Genomic DNA, 21,469 nt, shown 5'->3' on the forward strand with positions numbered 1-21,469 from the left:
AGCTGAAGACTCGTCGAGAACCACTACGGCTCGGCCTCCGGTTCAATTGGAGCGATCGGGAGGTTCATTTCACGTTGGGGTCCCTGATCACTGGGTACCGACATTTCACGCCACAACTGTGAGTACCACGGAGCCGCGCTGCCCGGGCGGGCGACCTCGTCGTCCACACCGACGGGGGGATCATCGTCGAATTGGACGCGATACGGGGTCTCGCCGGGGTACACAAGGTTGAGTCGCTCCCGCGCCTCGGCCCGGATGTACGCCGGATCGGATTGCATTTCCTTCTCACGCTTGAGGTCTTCCACCTCTTCGAGCAGCGTTTCGTACTCCGCGGAAATGCGCCGAGCCTCCCCAAGTTGCGCGAAGTACGTGCGCAGCGGCATCACCAGCGTAAGCACCAGCGCACCCGCGACAAGGACGAGAATGAACGTTCGCCGGGTGGACCAGCCAACGTCGTGCGCGCCGCTCGCTGACTGCGCTATCTGCGCACCACTGGGTTTCCGCATCGCTTTCGCGCCGACAGCTTTGATGCTCGGCGCTTTTTTTCCGTTTCCTCCCTGCCCGCGGGAGAACCGTGGCCGCGACGGCTGCGCAGCAGAACGAGCTGACCGGGCGTCCCGTGAATCACCTGATTGACGGGGTTCCCGGCCAGCTGGACTGCCTTTGGGGCGTCTGCCCCGCGGCCACGATTCAGCCATCAGCTACCTGCTGAATTCCAGGAGAATCGGGGAAACGCGGAAGCACCCGCGTACCGAGCGGCATCACCGAGAGCTTCTTCGATGCGCAGAAGCTGGTTGTACTTGGCGACACGCTCACTCCGAGCGGGCGCGCCCGTCTTGATCTGGCCGCTGCCCACCGCGACCGCGAGGTCTGCGATGGTGGTGTCTTCCGTCTCGCCCGAACGGTGACTCATCATCGTCCTGTAGCCGTGGCGGTGCGCAAGGTCAACCGCGTCCAGGGTTTCGGTGAGGGTGCCGATCTGGTTCACCTTCACCAACAGCGCGTTCGCTGCCTTCTTGTCGATGCCCGTCTGCAGCCGCTCGGGGTTGGTGACGAACAAGTCGTCACCCACGATCTGCAGCTTGTCACCCACCTGGGTGGTCAGACCAACCCAGCCGTCCCAATCGTCCTCACTGAGCGGGTCCTCGACAGAAACAAGCGGGTAGCTCGCGACGAGTTCACCGTAGAACTTCGCCATTTCGTCGGCCGACCGAGTGGTGCCCTCGAACCGGTAACCGGCGTCTTCCTCGTAGAACTCAGTGGCTGCAACATCAAGCGCAAGAGCAACGTCACTGCCCAGCGAGAGGCCGGTCTTGCCGATCGCTTCGATGATCAGGTCAAGAGCTTCTTTCGTTCCCGCCACGTCAGGCGCGAACCCGCCCTCGTCGCCGAGACCAGTGGCCAGACCCTTGGCCTTCAGCACACCCTTGAGTGCGTGATACACCTCGGTGCCCCAGCGCAGCGACTCTTTGAACGTAGGTGCGCCGATCGGAGCGATCATGAACTCCTGAACATCAACGCCGGTGTCCGCGTGGGCACCACCGTTGAGGATGTTCATCATCGGGACAGGGAGGATGTGCGAGTTCGGGCCGCCGACGTACCGGAACAGCTCCAGACCCGAGGACTCTGCCGCGGCGCGAGCAACAGCGAGCGACACACCGAGGATCGCGTTCGCGCCCAGTCGCGACTTGTCCGGGGTGCCATCGAGGTCGAGCATCGACTGATCGACGGCACGCTGCTCGATAGCGTCCAGCCCGATCAGGGCGGGCGCAATCTCGTCGAGAACACCATTGACTGCACGCTGGACACCCTTGCCCAGGTAACGCTCTCCACCGTCACGCAGCTCTACGGCTTCATGCTCACCAGTGGACGCCCCCGAAGGGACAGCGGCACGCGTGACCGTCCCATCGTCTAGTGCAACCTCCACCTCAACGGTGGGGTTACCGCGTGAATCCAATATTTCACGTGCTCCGACCTGCTCAATGACGGCCACGAAATTACTCCTTACGGCAACTGGCAACTATCAGCGGAGCAATGACTCCGCAGTGGACAATCTTGCCAGGTTCGAGGGTAACCGGACCAGAGGCCTCTATGTTTCAGGCACGCTTACGCGCCGCCCTGCGGTTCGCCATTAATTCCCAGCTTCGCGAGGAACGCCCAGATCTGCGCCGCGAGCTTCGCCAGCACATCGGGAACCCGCTGTCCTGCAGGGCGTTCGGCCGGATGACGGTCTCGGTCGGTTTCACTGCCCGGTTCGCTCTCGGCGTCATCGTGCGGAGCGAACTCGTCACCGTACTGCTCCGCGAACTGCCGCAGCAGTTCAAGATCGGCGTCGTCAATCTCGCCTTCTGGGAACGCGTCTTCGGGGAACGCATCTCCGGGGAACTCGTCTCCGGGGAACTCGTCTCCGGGGAACGCAGGGCGCTCGTCAGCCTCCTCGCGCTCATTGAGTGCTTCGAATTCGTGCAGCGCTGGACCGTCAAGCTCCTGCTCGTGATGGACGAGCTCTTCGGCTGGCGGAGGCAGCTCACCCTCGGGCGGAGGCAGCTCATCCTCCACAGGTGGCAACTCGGCGTCCACTGGCGGCAGTTCCTCCGCCGCGAGCTCATCCGTGGGCAGTTCCTCCGGAGGCGGCGCTTCACCCTCGGCAGGCGGCGGGAGTTGACCTTCAGGGAGCGGTGCGTCACCTTCCGCTGGCGGGGGCAGCTCACCCTCGGCTGGCGGTTCTGGAGCGGGCTCCGGCGGTGCGGGTTCGGGAACATACACGTCGGCCGCGTACCGCCAGGCCGCATCGCGCACGTCGAGCAGATAGTCTTCGGACTGGTTGTAGGCGAGAATCGCTTTCCGCCAGCCTTCTGGGGTGCCGAGGTTGCCCCCAGCGGCGCAGAGGTAGCGCGCAGCTGACATCGCTGCGTCATCGATGTTGTCGGGGTCCGCGATACCGTTGCCGTTGCCGTCGGTGCCAAAGAGCCGCCACGTTTCGGGGATAAATTGCATGGGCCCCATAGCGCGATCGTGTTCGGGGTCGCCGTCGAGTTCGCCGTTGTCAGTGTCTGGGATGTCCGCGAGGCCAGGTCGGCCGTCGAGTTTCACTCCCCGGATGGGCGGGTCGACTGTGCCGTCTTCCAGGATCTGGGCGCCTTCGTAGGTACCGTGCCAGCTTTCGATTGCGCCGATCCCAGCGAGGGTGGTCCAGTTGATGTTGCAGCCGGGGTTCGCGGCTTGCGTCGCCAGCGCGGCATGACCGTACGCCTGCATGGCTGGACGCGGGATTCCCAGCGCGTCGGTGTGGGCTTGTGCCCAGTCAGCGAGCAGTTCTGACGTGCGCCCGGGCGCGTGGTGGTCGATGGGCGGAACGTAGGTTCCCGCCGCGGGCGGCATTGCTTCGAGTACCGCATCCGCGATGTCAGTGAGTGTCTCTGCTGATGCAGCAGCTGCACCTGCGAGGGGCAGCGATGCTGCTGCCATCGACGCGGCCACCGCTGATGCGACACGGCGTGTCTGTCGGGTACGGGCGCTGCTTCTGCGTGGAGATGTCACGCGGTCATCATTGCCACGTACAGCTTTGTGGTGCAGCTGCTTTCATCGAGTCTCAAGCAGACTGTGCCGTGGCCGTAACCGCGTTGTGCGCCTTTGGTGACCGGGTTCAAGCGCTGCGAGTTCTAGCTGGAGGTATCGTCCCAGGCTGCGCGCCACTTTTCGGGGTCCGTAGTGGTTCGTCCGATTTTCTGCTCGGTGATTTCGATTGTCTCGATGAAGTCAAGGACCGCGGCGCGGAGTTCGAGTTCGGTATTTCCTTGTGGCCGAAGTGTCACGTGGCGCAGTGTTTGGGGGAAAAGATCGGGTGGAATTCCAGCGTCGACGGCCCGCTGCAGCACCTTTTCAGCGAGGGCGAGCGACGGCTGTGCGAGTGGAATTCCTTGCATCACACTCTGTCTAGGCTTCTCCGCGGCTTTGCGCTCCTGCCACCGCCGGTTTTGCTCGTCAGCGTCCATGGGCGCGTCGTCGGGCCCGAACTCGAGGGGGTTCCGGTGCAGGAGTTTCGCGGTGAGTGCTGCAGCGACGTCGTCGAGTGTAAAAGGGTCGGTCAGGTCGTCCTCCGCGATACGCGCGTGGAAGAGCACTTGGAGCAGCATGTCACCGAGTTCTTTGCGCAACTCGTCCCGGTCGCCTGCCCGCACCGCGTCGAGTAGTTCGTACGTTTCCTCAAGGAGGTAGCGCTGCAGAGATTCGTGGGTCTGCTGTTGTTCCCATGGCCCGCGGCGGCGCAGCTTATCCATCAGATCAGCTGACTCAAGCACCTTCGCCCCCGGGAAGCCGTCCACGGTGATGATGTCTTCGCCGTCGTTCAGCCGCTGGATGACAGCGGGATGTCTGGGGTCGACGGCGACGAGTGTCGCGGCCGACCCGACGACGTCGAGGCTTTCCCGGATGGCCTGCGGCACATCATCGGTCACCTGCACAGGCTGCGTGAGATGGCGCGCAGCAGCGAGGGGCGCGAGCGTGGGGCGTCGCACGTCGAGGAGGACGACCGTCATGTGACGAGCACTTTCATCTCCCCTTTCGGCGTGCCTTCGAGGGAAGTGAGGAAGTCTGCGACGAATTGAATCACATCGTTGTCCCGAATACGTGGATCGGCGGGCGTTCCGCGGCCGCCGCGAGGCAAAGGAAGCTGAATCTGGCTCGTGGCAGGCCGGTATTGCGCCGCGGGGAACAAACGCTTGAGTCGCACCTGCTTGGAGTCGGGCAATGTGATGGGTGACAGACGGATCTGCGTACCCGCAACAACGACGTCAGTAAGGCCACGCTCCCGGCACATGAGCCGCAGCCGCGCCACCGAAAGCAACCGCTTGACCTCCTCAGGAAGCGGACCATACCGGTCGATGAGTTCTTCCATCGCCGCGTCGAGGTCGGTGTCGCTCGTCGCGGCAGCGATCTTCCGATACGCCTCAAGCCGCAGCCGATCGCTGGATACATAGTCGGGCGGAATGTGCGCGTCGACAGGAAGGTCGATCTTGACTTCCTTCTTCTCTTCGGGAAGTTCGACGGGCCGCCCGTCAGCGATTGCTTTGAATGCTTCGACGGCCTCTCCCACGAGCCGGACGTAAAGATCGAAACCAACACCAGCCACGTGACCGGACTGTTCCGCGCCAAGGACGTTTCCAGCACCCCGGATTTCCAAGTCCTTCATGGCCACCGCCATGCCCGCACCGAGGTCGCTGTTCTGGGAGATCGTGGCGAGCCGGTCGTATGCCGTTTCGGTGAGCATCCGGTTCGACGGGTACAGGAAGTAGGCGTAGCCGCGTTCCCGGCCACGGCCAACACGCCCGCGCAACTGGTGCAACTGGGACAGGCCGAGCGCGTCGGCACGCTCCACGATCAATGTGTTGGCGTTGGAAATATCCAGACCGGTTTCGACGATAGTGGTGCACACGAGCACGTCGAATTCTCGGTTCCAGAATCCTTGCACCGTCTTTTCCAGCGTGTCCTCGTTCATTTGTCCGTGCGCGACGACAACGCGCGCTTCCGGGACGAGATCACGAATATGTTTGGCTGCCTTCTCGATTGAGCTGACCCTGTTGTGAACGTAGAACACCTGCCCGTCGCGGAGGAGTTCGCGGCGGATTGCAGCGCCTACCTGCTTGTCTTCGTACGCACCGACATACGTGAGGACGGGCAGACGTTCCTCCGGTGGGGTGAGGATCGTGGACATTTCGCGAATGCCGGCCAGGGACATTTCAAGTGTCCGCGGAATTGGTGTCGCCGACATGGTGAGCATATCCACGTGCGACCGAAGCGCCTTGATGTGCTCTTTGTGCTCGACACCGAAACGCTGTTCCTCGTCGACGATCACGAGGCCGAGGTCTTTCCACCGGACGCCCGTCTGCAGCAGGCGGTGGGTGCCGATCACGATGTCGATCGAGCCGTCAGCGAGACCGGCAACCACTTCTCGCGATTCGGCTGGATCCGTGAAGCGCGATAGTTGCTTCACCTTCACCGGGAAGCCCGTCATGCGCTGCGTGAACGTCTCGGTGTGCTGCTGCGCGAGCAGGGTCGTCGGCACGAGAACCGCAACTTGTTTGCCTTCTTGAATGGCCTTGAACGCAGCACGTACCGCGATCTCGGTTTTGCCGAAACCCACGTCACCGCAGATAACACGGTCCATTGGCACGGGCCGTTCCATATCTGCCTTGACTTCCGCGATCGCAGTCAGCTGGTCTTCCGTCTCAGAGAAGGCAAAAGCGTCCTCGAGTTCGTTCTGCCACGGCGTGTCCGCACCAAAGGCGTGCCCAGGAGAGGCTTGACGCTTGGCGTAAAGCTGCACGAGTTCGTTAGCGATCTCGCGCACCGCTTTGCGGGCCTTGCGTTTGGTGTTCTGCCAGTCAGAGCCTCCCATCTTCGACAGGCTGGGCGCCTCACCACCGACGTATCGCGATAGCTGGTCGAGCGACTCCATTGGCACGAAAAGCCGGTCACCGGGCTGGCCGCGCTTACTGGCCGCGTACTCGATTACGAGGTATTCGCGGCGCGCGCCACCTACTGTCCGTTCGGCCATTTCGACGAACCGGCCGATGCCGTGCTGATCATGCACGACGAGATCACCCGCTTGGAGAGCGAGTGGATCCACCTGGTTGCGGCGCTTCGACGCGAGCTTGCGCGCGGGTACGGCGGTCGCACGGTTACCCGTGAGATCTGCCTCGGTCAGGATGATCAACCCAGCGTCGTCGAAAACTGCGCCGCTGCCCAGCGTCGCGCACAGCAAGTTGACCACTTGCGGAGCAGGCGCCGCTCCCGCCTCGAGGAGGGCGGCGGCCACTTCCGCGTCCAGCAGGCGTTCCCGGTAGCGCTGTGCGGTGCCTGCGCCGGGCACGACAATGACCGCATGACCGCCGTGAGACACGTGCGCACGCAGCATCGCGAACGTTGTCGCGATCTCCTGGTCACTGCCACGCGTTGCGGGTGCCGCGTGGATCGGCAGCACAATCTCGTCGTCGCTGCCGCTGGCCAGCTGCGTGAGGTTCCACCACCGCATCCCCTCGCCGAGTGCACGCTCGCGCACCACAGGCAGCGGTTTGAACGCGGACGCAGAGAGGTCGAGCGTGCCCGAATCAATCGGGGCCGCGCCACCGAACGACGCCGCAGCCCAGGATGCCTCAAGAAACTCAGTTCCTGAGCTGCGCAGATCATCGGCACGCGCGCTCGCCTTCTCCGGATCGCACATCACGATCACCGTGCCGCGTGGCAGCAAATCTGGGAGAAGCTCGAGAGGTCCCTCCGCAAGGACCGGTATGAGTGCTTCCATCCCTTCCACAGGAATTCCGGACGACAGCTTGTCGAATAGCTCGACGAGCGTGTCGTTGCCCGCGTGCTCAACGGCCAGTGCGGCGGCACGGTCGCGTACCTGCTCAGTAAGTAGCAATTCGCGGCAGGGCGGCGCGATCAAAACGTCCAGCACACCGCCGGACAGCGACCGCTGATCGGCGACAGAGAACTCGCGCAGCTCAGTTACCTCGTCGCCCCAGAACTCCACGCGCACCGGATGCTCAGCGGTCGGCGGAAAGACATCGAGAATGCCACCACGGACCGCATACTCACCACGTTTGGCAACCATGTCGACGCGTTTGTACGCGAACTCGGTGAGCTCAGCAATCAGATCGCTGAAATTCCGTTCGTCACCAAGGCGCAGGACGATCGGTGGCCGTTGGCCAAGCCCGCGTGCCATCGGCTGGATCACCGCCCGCACGGGAGCGACGATCACCCGCAGCGGCGGCCCGAAAACCGCGTCATCAGGGTCAGCTAGGCGGCGCAATACCTGCAGGCGCTGCCCCACTGTGTCCGCACCCGGGGACAGCCGCTCATGCGGCAGCGTCTCCCACGACGGAAACAGCGCCACCGAGGCACCCATAGTGCCCTGCAGCTCAGCTGTGAGATCCTCCGCCTCCCGCCGCGTCGCGGTGACCAGCAGCACCGGCGCAGCCGCAGCGAGTGACGCAGCGAAAAATGGGCGCGCACCGGGCGGCGCGACGAAGGTGCACTCTGGCGTATCCGCGGCGTCGCGCACGCGGCGCAGCGCGGCATCTCTGCACGCGAACTCGAACAGCGCCGAGGACGCTCCTTGCCGTGACTGCTGAGCGGACAACCCCGAGGCTCCTCACGCGATAGAACTGAATCCCCACCTGCCGGCCTGCATCGCGCGGACCAGCGGCCACGATTCTAATTCCGCACACTGACAATGTCCGCACCCGATGTCATCGGCCGCGGCCAGCCCAGCCTATTACGTTCCTGAGGCGTCCGTTCCGTGCAGGTGCGGCTCCTCCTCGAGGTTCATCAGACCGTTCCAGCACAAGTTCACCAGGTGTGCCGCGACGATCTCCTTCGGCGGATTCCGCTCATCAAGCCACCACTGCGCGGTCACCGACACCATGCCCACCAGCGCCTGCGCATACAGTTCAGCTGACTCGGGCTGCAAACCCCGCTTCGCAAAGTCCGATGCGAGCAAATGCGTGACCTGGCTGATCGCGTCATTCAGCAAGCTCGAAAACGTTCCTGAACTCGCGCCCTTCGGCGAGTCACGCACCAGTATCCGAAACCCGTCGGTGCACTCCTCGATATACGTCAACAGCGCGAGCGCGACCTGCTCTACGCGCACCCGCGACCGGTGCGACGACAAGGACGACGTAATCCGGTCACGCAGATCCGACATCTCCCGGTCAACGATGACCGCGTAGATGCCCTCCTTACCTCCGAAGTGCTCGTACACCACAGGCTTAGAGACCTGAGCCCGCTGCGCGATCTCCTCCACCGAGGTCGCCTCGTAGCCCCGCTCCGCGAACAGGGAGCGAGCCACCTCAATCAACTGATTGCGGCGCTCAGCGCCCGTCATCCGAGCACGCGGAGCCCGCTCCGGCCCACCGACAGGGCCCGGACCAGCGGCTTCCGCACTCGAATTGCGTGCGCTCGTCATCACGAATCACCCTTCCAGCGAAATCAAAATCGCAACCAAGTCGACCAAAGACCACTCTGTATGTAAGGATCATTGCGCACATTCGCTCCCCAGCCGAGCACTGGGGTCAGCCGGGTGTGGCATGCAATCCGCCGTGGTGTAATTGGCAGCACCGCTGATTTTGGTTCAGCTAGTTCAGGTTCGAGTCCTGGCGGCGGAGCTTTACGCAGATAGGGCCGGTTTCTAGCTTCCGACATGCGGCCCATAGGGGGTTTCCCGGCCATTCCCGGCCAGCCAGAAAAAGGTGGTCGATCGCTTCGCGTGTGCGGTCGTCCTCTGCGGGCCATAGATGGGTGTAGGTGTCGAGGGTCGTTTTCACGCTCGTATGCCCTAGCCCTACCGGTCGATTAGTTGGTGTGCGCGTTGGTAGGAGACACCAAGGACGGATCCAATGTCACGGACTGGAACGTGGGCGCTGGCTAACGCCTGCGCTAGGTAGCGGGCGCGGTCACTTGCCTGCGCTTCGAGTTTCGCTGCGTGTTCGCGGAGTGATCTAATGTGCAGCGCTTCGCCGACGACGTCACCGAGTCCCTCCACCTCGACGGTGACGGTGACCTGCACGTCGGAAATCTTCGAATCTGTCGTTATGGCGATAAGTTCGCGAGCCATTTGCTCGACCTCGCTTACGCGGCGCGCCTGAGTGAGTTCGTCAAGTTCTGGCACCCGCACGATCCACCAGCGACCCTCTCGGGTCACTTTGACGTCGTAGGCGCTTCTGGCCATGGCTGCTGGTCCCCCTTGCTTCCTTACCGTGTTCCGCGGCGGCTTTGGCCACTTTGCGCATCGGGTGCTCCGCGATCCCGAGTAATTCTATTGACATAGACGAAATTAAGTCTAGCTGGGACGACACACTTCATTTCAGTGTTATCGTAATTCTGAAACCTCGATACGCCCTCGTGGCGTCGACTACTTCCTCGCGTTAACGCGGGGTCACCATTGGGTCGAACGCGGTTAGATTTGGCAGACCGTTCCGGTCGGATCCGCGTGACCCGGTGGCGCTAGGTGGGTTTCACGCTGCGCGGACGGGCCGTCGCGACACTAACTTTCGAACGCTGACGTCCCGCCGCTCACACGCCCACTTCGCTGGTTAGCCGACCGGAATTGGGGTCGCACCCTGTTTCCCGAAGGGCCTCGTGACCGCCCACACTGCGAAGTGCTCCAAACGATTGAGCGCGAGCAGGAGGTTCAGTTTCATCCCGCGCATCTCGTGGTGCTTGAGGGTGCGGCTGATTGCCCGCGCGTACTGGCGGTACTCCCAGGGTGACGACAGGTAGCGGCGCGCCGAGACTTCAGCGCGCATCTCGAAGAGCTGGTGAATCGTACCGCCGACGCGCTGGGTTAGGCACAGCGCCATATCGATGTCGTCGAACAGGTCAGTTCGGGTGCTCGTTTCAGTTCGGACTTTCTGCCACGCCTGCTGCCGCATGGCCATGTTGTTCCCGGAAAACAACCCTGCCGGGCGGGAGCCCGTTTTCTTGTCCAGCCGCCCGTTCCACCAGCCAGCGACTGGCGTGCCGTAGAGATAGTTCAATCCTGCGAGCGCATCGACGTCGGGATGGGTCTCAAAATATTCGCGGATAGCGTCGGCCCAGCCTTCCATCACGCGGGTATCGGCGTCGATTCGCGCGATGATCTCGTAATTGGCCGAGTTGAACGCGGTAGTGCGGGCATGGACGACGCCTTGCTGTGGTTCATGGACCACCGTCACGCCACTGTATGACCGCGCGATATCAGCTGTCCCATCCGTCGAGTTGTTGTCAACCACGATTACTTCGTCCACGGACTGCCCTTGAAGCGATTCGAGACACGCCCCGATGGTGGTGGCTTCGTTGTATGCAGGGATTACGACACTGATCTTCAGGCGGTTTTCTGGCATGGCAAATACACGTCCTCTGGCGGCGATGGGGAGCGAAGGATGACGGTGAACTGAGCCACACTCTTTGGGGCCTGCATCTTTTATACCCGTACGCTTAACGCGTAAAAAACCCGAAGTGTACTAATTCACACCGATCCGTTGCCCACCCGTAACCGGCCTGGGCGCCTCATTCCCCGAACGGGAAGCCGAGGCTTTCGCAATCCGCCCGGTCGGCGTAGCCCTGCTCGCACGCGTACCGCATCTGCACCTCGCCCGAGGAGGGACCGCCGCTGTAATCCGGAACATGTGTTGCGCTCGGGTCCGGCATTTCGACGCCCGTGTACGGATTCCTGCACACGACTCCATCACACTCAAACGTGTTCGCTTCACGCTCATGCCGGAGCACCTCATCGTGCACTGATTGGCAGTAGTCGGAGTAGCCGGTGACTGAACCGTCAGACCAGTACGTCACGATCGGGCCGAGGCCGGTTTGGCAGTCCACAATGACCGGTGCCGGCGCCTGGGTCGCCGGTTGCGGCGATGCGGGCGGTGGGGGCGGCATCTCCGCCTCGCTGGTTGCCGTTTCAGTGGGAGTTACGGGCGCAACGGGAGTCGTCGTGGCCGCCGGTTCGTCACCGCCCGGGTCGCCCCCGTCTGAAGCGCAAGCCGCCGCAGTGAGCGCCAAGATGGCGAGTGCCGCCGCTGTTCTCCGCATGGAAACCGTCTACCCGGAGGGAACAGTCACCGGTAGCCCTAGAAGTAGGGGCACTGGGGCGGACAATGACCCGCGCAGCCGAAGCCCAGCAGCTGCTCTGGCGAGGTGCGCGCGGAAGAATTGAAATACGCGTGCGAACGCGTCTTCAGTCGCGTCAGCGTCGTACCTGAATCCAACGATCCGGGTCACCGCCTGTGCAGGCAACTCGGTCGCGAAGCTGTGTCCGACACCGGGATACTCGTTGAAGTCATGCTCGATGCCCTTTCGCTCCAGCGTCTTGCGGAGCCGCGTCGCGTTGCCGGGGTCCACCGGGTCGCGTCTTCCGTAACTCGCGACGATCGGGCATCCTCCGTCGACGATCCTGTCGTACATCGGAGGGATGGGCGTATAGAAAGGTGCCGCAGCGCCGGGCAACTTCATTCCGAACGTCGTTCATGCACGGTTAGCAGCAGATCATCGAAGGCGCTCCGTGAATCTTCACTGAGTTCGATCTGAATCGCTGCGCGCCGGACCCGGCGGGCTATCTTGCTGATCTTCATATTCGTCGATTGTGAGCGCCAGCGCAGCACCTCGAATGCACGGTTTGCATCGATTCGGTAGACGAGCATCAGCATGCCTTTGACCTGGTCAATGGCTGCGCGGCTCTTGACGACCTCGGCCACTGCCTCGTCGGCGGAGACCTGCATGTCATGGACCCAGGTGTCGGTCACGTCGATGTAGAAGCCCTCCGTGCCGTCTGGCTCGCCCTTCTCGTCGTAGACGGTGCGACCCGCCACAACGACATAGCGGACACGGCCACTCGTGTCGATGATCCGGTAACGCCCGCTGAAGGGAACATTCGACTTCCTGGTCCGCTCCAGCAGATCCGCGACCGCTTTCACGTCATCGGGATGCTTGTGCTGCATCACGAGTTCAGTGGTCGGCTCCACCGTTCCCGGCGCATAGCCATGTATTTCGGCAACCTCGTCGGACCACTCCCACCGGTCGGCTTTCGGCCAATAACGGAAGCTGCCGACCGCGTGAACAGCCTCGCTCATAGGTGGAGTTTACTCCGCCGCAGTGGCTTTCAACATCAAATACCGCGCTTTCAACTAGACGGTTCAGCCTTCCGTGTACGTCGTCCGGGGCTGCCAGGCGAGCGGCGGCCGGACGCGGCAGCCGCAGGGCGGTCCCGGATGATCGCCCCACACGTCCGGCACTCCCACGTACGGCAAAACGGCTCTGATGTGGTCTGCCAGCCCACAAGTACAGTGCCAGGGCCGAGTGGATGCCCACGGGGGCAGCGCTTCGGTGCGGGCTCAACCAGCTGCACCTCTTCATGCTATTCGCTGGGCCTGACACTTAGTCCCGAGTCGCCGACTGCGTCACCCAGCGGTGCTGTGCGCGCGTTCTTTCTCCAGCCGAACTCTGGTGAAGAGGAACACGACCGCAACAACTCCCACGATGGCCAGCAACCTGTTGACATCCACAGCGGGCACCCATCGGGCTGTGCCGTCTTTCAGCACGTACGCACCCACCGGCTTCGCGCCTGCCCCAAATCCGCCGCCTTCGCGCCTGCCCCAAATCCGCCGCCTTCGCCACCCTGGCCGCTTTCGTCGTGACCATCGCCTCCACCGCCTCCGGTGGAGATCCGGGCCGCAGGGACGAGAGTGACACCGTCCCGCTCTATTGGTTCACCGAAAACGCGTCGTACGGATGCGGCCTCGCGCGCCGACGTCAGCACATCATTGAATTTCACGGGAATCCCCTCAACTCATGTACGGCTACGAACCTTCCACCGTGACACTGCCGCGCGAGGCTGCGTATCCCAAGAGGAGAAAGTCATCTAGTTTTCTCGCCAGCCGCGCGACGGTACACGACGCGCCCGGGTGCCGCCGTGAGCGCGAACGCAACCGTGCTGAGCGCGATGACGAGTGTTCCCGCCCCGTACATGGCAGGGTCCAGCCCAATCCTGTCTTCGATGAGCAGCAGGTAGAACAGTGCTGCCACACCGACTGGCCCGAACCAGCCGAGGTAGATCGCGTCGCGAAACTTCAGGCGCAACTGCGGAGCTAGCGCGAGCACCACAGGCAAGCGCCGCAGCAACAGCACGGCACACGCGAACACGATCCCTCCTGCCCCAAGTCGTGACCAGTCATCCCAGGGCAAGACCATTCCGAAGAGCATGAACAGCGGCAGCACTGCGAATCGGTTGACCGCCTCATCGATGCGCACCTCGGATTCTCGTTCACGACCAGTCGTGGCCATATTGAATGCCAGTCCCCCGATGAATACCGCGAGCACGCCGTCCGCGTGAATCAGATCCGAGAGGCCGAGGATGCCGATGGCAAGCGCGACCGCGAAGAACAGCATCGGCCCGGTCTCGGTGGAGCCGTGTTTCTCCCCGATACGCAGTGCTTTGCCGCCGCACCACCCTGCTGACGCGCCGATGAGGAGTGCACCGGCCACCTGCCACAGCGATTCGAGGACGGTGTCCCCGAGGGTCAACGCGCCCGTGACGGCGATCGCTATCAGCACGATCGGCAGGGCGAGACCATCGTTCGCGCCAGCTTCGATGAGCAGCAGCTTCCTGGTCCGCCGGGGAATGTCGTGTTCGGCGAGCCGTCCGCCCACCACGTTCGATGCCAGCACGGGGTCGGTGGGGCACAGTGCCGCGCCCAGCAGGATGCACCCGGCGAGGGGCAGACCGAGCAGCAGCCAGCCGAGCCCGGTCGTCATGGCGGCCATCAATGGCATGACGATGAGCAGCAGGATGCTGATCGCGCGGACTTCTTTACGTATCGATCGCGCCGGGAATTGCAGGGCGACGCCCATGACCGAGAGCGCGAGCAAAAGGTTTGTCGCCTCTCTGAGGATCGCTGCCTGATCCGCGGGCGGTTGCAGCGCGCCGAGAACGTGGGGGCCGAGAAGCACGCCCGCAAGCAATCCGAGCATCGGTTCGGATACGGGCCATTTGCGCAGTGAAGCCGAGGACGCCGCAATGACCAATGCGAGGCCACCGAAAACCGCAAGAAACAGGCTCAGATCCACGAGCGCTATTTAACAGCTTCGACTGGCGGCGGGCATGAAGACTGAGAACCGAAGTGGAATACACCGCCTGCGAAATGCGATGAACACCACAGAAGGTTCCGGTGTTCTCATCGACCTGCGGGGTGCCACATTGTGAATCTCACTTACAAGACGAAGCGGCTGCTCATCACGGCACTGGCGGCCTCTATGGTCGCTGCCAGCCTCATTGGTGTGCGTACCGGGGACCCCGCGCTTGCAGCCACGGTCTTCGCCGTGGTTCTGCTGGCGGGATCAGTTGTGGCTTTCCTGTCCGGGCGCCGGTGATGGCGCGCGCGCCACTCACGTCCCACCCGGCGCACCCGTGCACAGGTCGGCGACAAATCGGCGATGCGTTTCGGCTCAGGGGCATAATCTGCGTATTATCGACGATCGGCGCAGGGACGCGCCGCGCAACGATGTCACCTGACTGACTGACACCCGACTCGCTGTGAGCAAGGGAGAAGAATGCCGCAGACTCCACCAGCTGCTGCAGTGGTTCCTGGCGCGACATCTGCGTCATCAACAGCAGCAACGGCGGTCATCGTGCTCGCCGCAGGGGCTGGCACACGGATGAAGTCGGATGTCCCGAAAGTCCTGCATACGCTGTGCGGACGGTCGATGATCGGCCACGCTCTCGCCGCGGCCAGTGCGGTTGAGCCGCACGCTCTCGTCGCCGTGGTGGGACACCAGCGCGAACGTGTGACAGCCGCCGTGAAAGACGTCGCGGAAGCGCTCGATCGGGATATCGCCGTCGCGGTACAGGAAGAACAGAACGGGACTGGTCATGCCGTGGGCTGCGGACTGGCTGTGCTTCCGCCCGACTTCGCCGGAACCGTCCTCGTCACCGCGGGTGACGTCCCGATGCTCGACGGCGCTACCCTCTTACACCTCGTGGAGACACATCTCGCAGGCGACGGTGCTGCGGTCACCGCGCTCACCTTCACCGTGAGTCAGCCGCGTGGTTACGGGCGAATACTCCGCACGGATGATGGCGCGATCGCCGCGATCGTCGAGGAAGCAGACGCGACGGATGAGCAGCGCAGCATCACTGAGGTGAACGCGGGCGTATACGCATTCGACGCGCAGCACCTGCGCGCGGCGCTCTCGGAACTCAGTGCTGACAACGCGCAGGGTGAGCTTTACCTGACCGACGTCATCGAGATAGCACGCAATCAGGGCCGTATCGTCCGCGCGCTGCATCTGGAGGATTCGGCCCTGGTTGCCGGAGTCAACGACCGGGTGCAACTCGCTGTGCTGCGCAAAGAAATGAACCGCCGCATCGTTGAGCATTGGATGCGTGAAGGCGTCAGCGTGATTGACCCCGACACCACGTGGATCGACGTCGGTGTGCGGCTCGGCCGGGATGCGACGCTGCTGCCGAACGTGCAGCTGCACGGATCAACGGTAATCGGCGACCGGGCTGAGATCGGGCCTGACACCACACTCGCTGATGTCACTGTCGGTGCGGACGCCCGCGTGATCCGCTCTCATGGCGAACGCTCGGCTGTAGGTGCAGGTGCGGTGGTTGGCCCGTTTGCGTACCTGCGGCCAAAGTCCGTGATCGGTGACCACGCCAAGATCGGCGCCTATGTCGAGACGAAGAACGCGGACATCGGTTCGTTCACGAAGGTTCCGCATCTCACATACGTTGGCGACGCCACCATCGGCGAACACACGAACATCGGCGCATCGAGCGTTTTTGTCAACTACGACGGAATCAACAAGACCAGGACCGTGGTGGGCTCGCACGTGCGAGCCGGTTCCGACACGATGTTCATCGCGCCCGTGCACGTCGGTGACGGCGCATACACCGGAGCAGGTACTGTGCTCCGCGAAGATGTCCCGCCCGGAGCTCTCGCGATTTCCGGCGGTCGGCAACGCAACATTGAGGGCTGGGTCGATGCGAAACGTCCCGGCACCGCTGCAGCGAAAGCAGCGGTGAAGGCCCGCAATGCAGCTAAGAAGAAACACAACGCAACCGAGGACGGCGGCACCGAGTGAGCGCAATTTCCGTTGATAATCAGAAGAACCTGATGCTCTTCTCCGGCCGGGCTCATCCCGAGCTCGCCGAGCAGGTCGCAAAGGAACTCGACATCTCGGTCACTCCGCAGACTGCGCGTGACTTCGCGAACGGCGAGATCTTCGTCCGTTTCCAGGAGTCCGTGCGCGGCTGCGACGCTTTTGTCCTCCAGAGCCATCCGTATCCGCTGAACAGCTGGCTGATGGAACAGCTGATCATGATCGATGCGCTCAAACGTGGCTCAGCAAAGCGTATTACCGCGATCCTGCCGTTCTACCCGTATGCACGCCAGGACAAGAAACACCGCGGTCGCGAGCCCATCTCAGCCCGTCTGGTCGCAGACCTGCTGAAGACAGCTGGCGCCGATCGCATCATCACTGTCGACCTGCACACGGATCAGATCCAGGGCTTCTTCGATGGCCCAGTGGACCACATGCGTGCCGCACCGCAGCTCTCGGAATACATTCGCGACCACTACTCACTGGACAAGATCACCGTGGTGTCCCCCGATTCGGGACGCGTGCGAGTGGCGGAGAAGTGGGCGGACCTCCTCGGCGGCGCACCGCTGGCGTTCATTCACAAGACACGTGACCCCCTGGTGCCAAACCAGGTGAAATCGAACCGGGTGGTCGGCGAAGTGGAGGGGCGCACCTGCATCCTCATCGACGACATGATCGACACCGGCGGCACCATCGCGGGCGCAGTGGGCCTGCTCAAAGAAGCGGGTGCGGGCGATGTCGTGATCGCGACGACGCATGGCGTCCTTTCCGATCCGGCTGCGGAACGGCTCGCGAACTGCGGCGCCAAGGAAGTGGTTGTCACCAACACGCTGCCTATCACTGACGACAAGCGCTTCCCACAGCTGACAGTTCTGTCGATCGCGCCGCTGCTTGCACAGACGATTCGCGAAGTCTTCGAGAACGGCTCAGTCACTTCACTATTCGACGGCAGCGCGTAACGCGTCGCAACTTCAAAAGAATCCGGTAACGCTCAGGCCACCATGTGGCTGAAGCGCCCACAGTAGCGACTGCTTGTGCTTACGATCGCCGTCATCATGACGAGCGAGGGAGTAAGCGTGAGTTTCTCAGCCCGGGCAGTTGCCGCAGGTTTGATCACGGCCGCCGTAGTGTCAGCATCCGCTGTCGCTGCGGCGCCCGCGTATTCACAGTCGGCGCCCCGGAACGCAGCGACTCTGGACGTCGACGGGAGTACCGTCACCTTCACATTCCACAACGACGCGGACGAGTCAGCCTCCTGCTTCGGCGCGCTGCAGTACTTTGGGCTGCCTCTCACGCAGTTGGGTATGCCGCCGGTCACGCTGGTAAAGCCCCGTTCCTCCGGAACGCTCGACGTGGACGTACCCTTGCCCGGGGTTTATCGTCACGTCTCTGCTTGCCTCGTCGGTGATGAGTTTCCCGACGACCCGGACGAACTCAGGGAGCATCTCGTTGTGCCGCTCGTTACCCCCGCCGGCAACATGCTGTTCGGTGACGCGGGCTACATCGTCGTCGAGGGTGGGCACCTGCTGCCGTAATCCGGCTGGGCTAATTTCGCGATACGCCTCCCGCACCGCTACCATGGTCGAGTTGTCTCGGCGAGGGTGGCCCTGGAAGTGTTTCGCGTAAACACGCTTGAGCCCCGTTATCGGCGCGACGGGTATACGCCCGATCTCACTGGTTTTCTGCTGGTGTGCGCACTCGTACGGGACTACGCGACAACACGTCCCGGCAGAGGAGTACACGATGGCTGATACTTATGACCTTGATGTAGAGGTGCGCACCGAGTTCGGTAAGGGCGCTGCGCGCCGTGCGCGTCGCGACTGGAAGATCCCCGCGGTTCTCTACGGCCACGGCGCTGACCCGCAGCACCTGCTGCTTCCGTTCACTGAGTTTGCCGCCGTCCTTCGCTCTGGGGGCACCAACGCGATCCTCTCGCTGAACATCAACGGCAAGAAGTCGCTGGCATTCACGAAGTCGGTGTCGACGCACCCGATCCGCCCGGTCATTGAGCACGTTGACCTGCTTGTCGTGAAGAAGGGCGAGAAGCTCAGCGTTGACGTACCGGTCGTCGTCACTGGCGAAGCCGCTCCGGAAACCATTGTCACCCAGGACGCGAGCACCCTGACCGTCCTCGCGGATGCGCTGAATATCCCCGAGGAGTTCGAGGTTTCCGTGGAGGGCCTGGAAGCTGGCACTCAGGTTCTCGCGAGCGAGGTGTCCCTGCCCGCCGGTGTCGAGCTCGAAAGCGATCCGGAAACACTGGTCGTCAACGTCACCGTCGCGCAGGCAGCTGAAGAGCCTGAGGAGGGCGAGGAGGCCGAGGCTGTGGCGGCTGAGGCGCCGGAAGGCGAAGAAGCAGCCGAAGCAGCTACTGAAGAGTGATATCACCTCACCAGGCGGCGCGTCGTCCTCACCGGCGGCGCGCCGTCTGCTGTGTGAGGATCAGTACAACAAGCGTCAAGGTGAGGAGGCCGGAGAGTGACGTTCGTCGTGGCAGGGCTGGGCAATCCGGGCGCGCAGTACGAAACGACCCGGCACAACATCGGTTACCTCGTTTCGGATGTTCTCGCCGCTCGGCACGGCACCAGGTTTTCCGGCCAGAAGCGGACGCGGGCTGACCTCGCGGAGATCCGCGTCTCGGGACACAAGGTCGTGCTCGCGAAACCCCACACGTATATGAATCTCTCCGGCGCGCCCATCTCCGCGACCGCAAAGTTTTTCTCGGTGCCGCCCGATAATGTGATCGCGATCCATGACGATCTTGACCTCGATTTCGGCATAGTGCGGTTAAAGCGCGGTGGGGGTGAAGGCGGACACAACGGCCTCCGGTCGCTGACGTCGCACCTGCACACTCGCGATTATCTGCGGCTACGCGTCGGTGTGGGCCGCCCCCCTGGTCAAATGGCGGCGGCCACGTACGTCCTGAAGCCATTCTCTACGGTCGAGCGCAAAGAACTCGGCGTCATCGTCGAAGAGTCGGCCGACGCACTGGAACTGCTGATCGAGGTCGGACTCGAGGCGGCACAGAACCGGGTACACGCACGCTGACTCAGAATCCGACGAGGCCCGCCGAACTCGACCGGCGCAGCTTTCCCGACGGTGTTTTGGGAATCGCGCCGGGCGCCAGCACGGCGACCGTGCGCGGCCGGACCCCGACCTCCGCGAATACCGCGTGCACGACTTCGTGCTGAATGCGGGAAACCTCGTCTGGATCGCCGTGCTGCTTCGTCTCGACAGCCACCGCGAAGCTTTCACGCCGATCGCCGGCGTCCAGGCGAACCGCGACAGCGGCCCCGGGCCGCACACCTGCCACAGTCGACGCGGCCCGCTCGATATCGGTGGGATAGATGTTGCGTCCGCCCATGATGATGACGTCCTTCGCGCGCCCACAGACGACGATGTGCTTCTCTTCCGTGAAATATCCGATGTCGCCGGTGTTGAGCCACCCGGCCGTGTCCTGGGTGGGCTTTTCCCCGTCAACGGTGACGTATCCCGGACTCACTGCGGGTCCGCGCACTTCGATCGTTCCGACACCACGAGCGGCGAGTTCGTTGCCTTCGTTGTCGACGACGCGGCCTTCTAGGTTGGGCACGAGTGGTCCGAGTGTGACGAGACGGCGAGTGTTCGCGCCCTTCTGCGCCGGCACGGCGGTATGCATCGCTTCAAGAAGGTCGGCGTCAACCTCGTCGATGGTCATGCCTGTATCGACAGCCATGGATATGGCAAGCGTTGTTTCGGCCATGCCGTATGCCGGGGCGAGCGCGGTGGGTTTGAGGCCGAAGCGAGCACCAGCCTCGAGAAGGTCGAGCATGGTGTCCGCGTCGATAGGTTCAGCACCGCTCATCGCGACACGCAATGACGAGAGATCACAGCAGCCGTCAGGCGCCTGGCGGAGCCGGCGCGCGAGCAGTGCCCACGCGAAGTTCGGCGCTGAGGTGACGGTGCCGCGGTACTTCGTGATCAGATCCGCCCAGAGCAAGGGCGATTGCAGGAAGTCCAGTGGGGTGACATTGATTGTTTCGCATCCCACCTGCATGGGCGTTGTCAGGAAACCCACCATTCCCATGTCATGGAAGAGCGGGAGCCAACTCACCATCACGTCGGTATCGAAGTCGTAATGCGCGGCATCCACCATGGCGTGCGTGTTGGTGTAGAAGTTGGCGTGCGAGATGCGAACAGCCTTGGGTGACCCAGTGGACCCAGAGGTGAGTTGCAGCAAGGCGATGTCGTCTTCAGCGGGGTCAAGCGGGTCGATCGCAGGGCCCTGCTGCAGGTCCGCGACTGACACCGCGGTAATGCCCTTGTCGGCCAAGATGGGGGCGACGGGCTCGAACGGCGCGCTGAGGATGATTGCCCGGGCCTGGATCATGTCGATGACAGTCTGTGTCTCTTCCGCCCAGTGGTTGAGATCTGTCCGGGGTGTGGGCTGGTGGAGCATGGTGACAGAGGCACCGCGCATCCAGATGGATTGGACGGCGGGAGCAATCTCTACCGGCTGCCCGGCAAGAATCCCGACCGCATCGCCAGGCCCGACACCAACAGCGGCGAGTCCCCCCGCCATACCGCGGGCTACCTGATGGACTTCGCCCCACGTTTGCCGAAGGGGCGCGTCCGGCTCGCCAGTCACCAGACCGGTAAGGCTTGATGCCGCCGTGGCGTACATCTCATCGGTGAACCTGCTCAATGCATTCTCCTTAGGCCACGTACGGATGCACGGATGCACGGCGCTGCATAACGGCACAGGTGTGACCGCTTCAGCCTAATTCGCGTGGGTTCGCGCGCCCCCGCTTTGGCACTTTCTGACGATTAAGTTCCCAGCGCATCACCG

Annotated in this window: 20 protein-coding genes, 1 tRNA gene and 1 pseudogene; 8 read left to right on the plus strand and 14 right to left on the minus strand. The window is 63.0% G+C overall.

Going from position 1 to position 21,469, the window contains the following annotated elements; genetic code table 11:
- Nucleotides 1-23: 23 nt before the first annotated feature.
- Together ONR57_RS01620 and eno are read right to left on the minus strand one after the other, a co-directional pair.
- Nucleotides 24-698 (minus strand): septum formation initiator family protein, encoded by a 675-nt coding sequence (locus ONR57_RS01620; RefSeq protein ID WP_265121108.1) that lies wholly within the window; start codon nucleotides 696-698, stop codon nucleotides 24-26.
- Complete coding sequence (gene eno, locus ONR57_RS01625) at nucleotides 698-1,993, minus strand: phosphopyruvate hydratase (RefSeq protein WP_265121109.1); 1,296 nt, start codon at nucleotides 1,991-1,993, stop codon at nucleotides 698-700. Before eno ends, ONR57_RS01620 begins: the two co-directional genes overlap by 1 nt.
- 355 nt (nucleotides 1,994-2,348) lie before the next feature.
- On the opposite strand from eno, the gene ONR57_RS23475 reads away from it, so the two are divergent.
- Entirely contained in the window at nucleotides 2,349-2,450 is a 102-nt protein-coding gene (locus ONR57_RS23475) for a pentapeptide repeat-containing protein (RefSeq protein WP_374116385.1), read from the plus strand.
- 412 nt (nucleotides 2,451-2,862) lie between these two features.
- Here the strand turns inward: ONR57_RS23475 and ONR57_RS23480 are convergent.
- The 4 genes and pseudogenes from ONR57_RS23480 to ONR57_RS01645 all read right to left on the minus strand — a co-directional run.
- Nucleotides 2,863-3,468: pseudogene (locus tag ONR57_RS23480) on the minus strand (lytic transglycosylase domain-containing protein); the annotation flags it as partial.
- A 194-nt stretch (nucleotides 3,469-3,662) separates the two neighbouring features.
- The gene (locus ONR57_RS01635) at nucleotides 3,663-4,538 is read right to left on the minus strand and encodes a MazG family protein (RefSeq protein ID WP_265121111.1); all 876 of its coding nucleotides are present in this window, start codon (nucleotides 4,536-4,538) and stop codon (nucleotides 3,663-3,665) included.
- Nucleotides 4,535-8,140, minus strand: a complete 3,606-nt coding sequence (gene mfd, locus ONR57_RS01640; protein ID WP_374116366.1) for a transcription-repair coupling factor — start codon at nucleotides 8,138-8,140, stop codon at nucleotides 4,535-4,537. The genes ONR57_RS01635 and mfd overlap by 4 nt, the downstream gene beginning before the upstream one ends.
- Before the next feature lie 135 nt (nucleotides 8,141-8,275).
- Entirely contained in the window at nucleotides 8,276-8,965 is a 690-nt protein-coding gene (locus tag ONR57_RS01645; protein WP_374116367.1) for a TetR family transcriptional regulator, read from the minus strand.
- 127 nt (nucleotides 8,966-9,092) lie between these two features.
- On the opposite strand from ONR57_RS01645, the gene ONR57_RS01650 reads away from it, so the two are divergent.
- Nucleotides 9,093-9,164: transfer RNA gene (locus tag ONR57_RS01650), tRNA-Gln, on the plus strand.
- Between the two features lie 176 nt (nucleotides 9,165-9,340).
- Here the strand turns inward: ONR57_RS01650 and ONR57_RS01655 are convergent.
- The 7 genes from ONR57_RS01655 to ONR57_RS01685 form a co-directional block, all read right to left on the minus strand.
- On the minus strand, nucleotides 9,341-9,727 hold the full coding sequence (locus tag ONR57_RS01655) for a HicB family toxin-antitoxin system (protein ID WP_265121112.1): 387 nt from the start codon (nucleotides 9,725-9,727) through the stop codon (nucleotides 9,341-9,343).
- 364 nt (nucleotides 9,728-10,091) lie between these two features.
- Nucleotides 10,092-10,880, minus strand: coding sequence for a glycosyltransferase family 2 protein (locus tag ONR57_RS01660; RefSeq protein ID WP_265121113.1), 789 nt, complete (start codon nucleotides 10,878-10,880; stop codon nucleotides 10,092-10,094).
- A gap of 166 nt (nucleotides 10,881-11,046) precedes the next feature.
- Nucleotides 11,047-11,574: a hypothetical protein gene (locus tag ONR57_RS01665; RefSeq protein WP_265121114.1), complete on the minus strand. Its 528-nt coding sequence runs from the start codon at nucleotides 11,572-11,574 to the stop codon at nucleotides 11,047-11,049.
- Between the two features lie 9 nt (nucleotides 11,575-11,583).
- The gene (locus ONR57_RS01670) at nucleotides 11,584-11,994 is read right to left on the minus strand and encodes a dienelactone hydrolase family protein (protein WP_265121115.1); all 411 of its coding nucleotides are present in this window, start codon (nucleotides 11,992-11,994) and stop codon (nucleotides 11,584-11,586) included.
- Complete coding sequence (locus ONR57_RS01675) at nucleotides 11,991-12,611, minus strand: PAS and ANTAR domain-containing protein (RefSeq protein ID WP_265121116.1); 621 nt, start codon at nucleotides 12,609-12,611, stop codon at nucleotides 11,991-11,993. The genes ONR57_RS01670 and ONR57_RS01675 overlap by 4 nt, the downstream gene beginning before the upstream one ends.
- Before the next feature lie 461 nt (nucleotides 12,612-13,072).
- Nucleotides 13,073-13,312, minus strand: a complete 240-nt coding sequence (locus ONR57_RS01680; RefSeq protein WP_265121117.1) for a hypothetical protein — start codon at nucleotides 13,310-13,312, stop codon at nucleotides 13,073-13,075.
- Between the two features lie 83 nt (nucleotides 13,313-13,395).
- The gene (locus ONR57_RS01685; RefSeq protein WP_265121119.1) at nucleotides 13,396-14,604 is read right to left on the minus strand and encodes a cation:proton antiporter; all 1,209 of its coding nucleotides are present in this window, start codon (nucleotides 14,602-14,604) and stop codon (nucleotides 13,396-13,398) included.
- 132 nt (nucleotides 14,605-14,736) lie between these two features.
- Here ONR57_RS01685 and ONR57_RS01690 point away from each other — a divergent pair, with 132 nt between their 5' ends.
- The 6 genes from ONR57_RS01690 to pth all read left to right on the plus strand — a co-directional run bounded on the left by ONR57_RS01690 (nucleotide 14,737) and on the right by pth (nucleotide 19,689).
- Nucleotides 14,737-14,907, plus strand: coding sequence for a hypothetical protein (locus ONR57_RS01690; protein WP_265121121.1), 171 nt, complete (start codon nucleotides 14,737-14,739; stop codon nucleotides 14,905-14,907).
- 180 nt (nucleotides 14,908-15,087) lie between these two features.
- Nucleotides 15,088-16,623: a bifunctional UDP-N-acetylglucosamine diphosphorylase/glucosamine-1-phosphate N-acetyltransferase GlmU gene (gene glmU / locus ONR57_RS01695; protein WP_265121123.1), complete on the plus strand. Its 1,536-nt coding sequence runs from the start codon at nucleotides 15,088-15,090 to the stop codon at nucleotides 16,621-16,623.
- Nucleotides 16,620-17,600 carry a ribose-phosphate diphosphokinase gene (locus ONR57_RS01700; protein WP_265121124.1) on the plus strand — a complete coding sequence of 327 codons (981 nt, stop codon included), beginning with the start codon at nucleotides 16,620-16,622 and terminating at the stop codon, nucleotides 17,598-17,600. Before glmU ends, ONR57_RS01700 begins: the two co-directional genes overlap by 4 nt.
- A gap of 117 nt (nucleotides 17,601-17,717) precedes the next feature.
- Nucleotides 17,718-18,176, plus strand: coding sequence for a hypothetical protein (locus ONR57_RS01705; RefSeq protein ID WP_265121125.1), 459 nt, complete (start codon nucleotides 17,718-17,720; stop codon nucleotides 18,174-18,176).
- Between the two features lie 208 nt (nucleotides 18,177-18,384).
- Entirely contained in the window at nucleotides 18,385-19,023 is a 639-nt protein-coding gene (locus ONR57_RS01710) for a 50S ribosomal protein L25/general stress protein Ctc (RefSeq protein ID WP_265121126.1), read from the plus strand.
- A 96-nt stretch (nucleotides 19,024-19,119) separates the two neighbouring features.
- Nucleotides 19,120-19,689, plus strand: coding sequence for an aminoacyl-tRNA hydrolase (gene pth, locus ONR57_RS01715; protein WP_265121127.1), 570 nt, complete (start codon nucleotides 19,120-19,122; stop codon nucleotides 19,687-19,689).
- Nucleotide 19,690: 1 nt separating this feature from the next.
- On the opposite strand, the gene ONR57_RS01720 is transcribed toward pth, so the two are convergent.
- On the minus strand, nucleotides 19,691-21,325 hold the full coding sequence (locus ONR57_RS01720) for a fatty acyl-AMP ligase (protein WP_265121128.1): 1,635 nt from the start codon (nucleotides 21,323-21,325) through the stop codon (nucleotides 19,691-19,693).
- Nucleotides 21,326-21,469: the final 144 nt, after the last annotated feature.

It is taken from the genome of Hoyosella sp. YIM 151337, from assembly GCF_026041215.1.
Lineage (GTDB): Bacteria > Actinomycetota > Actinomycetes > Mycobacteriales > Mycobacteriaceae > Hoyosella.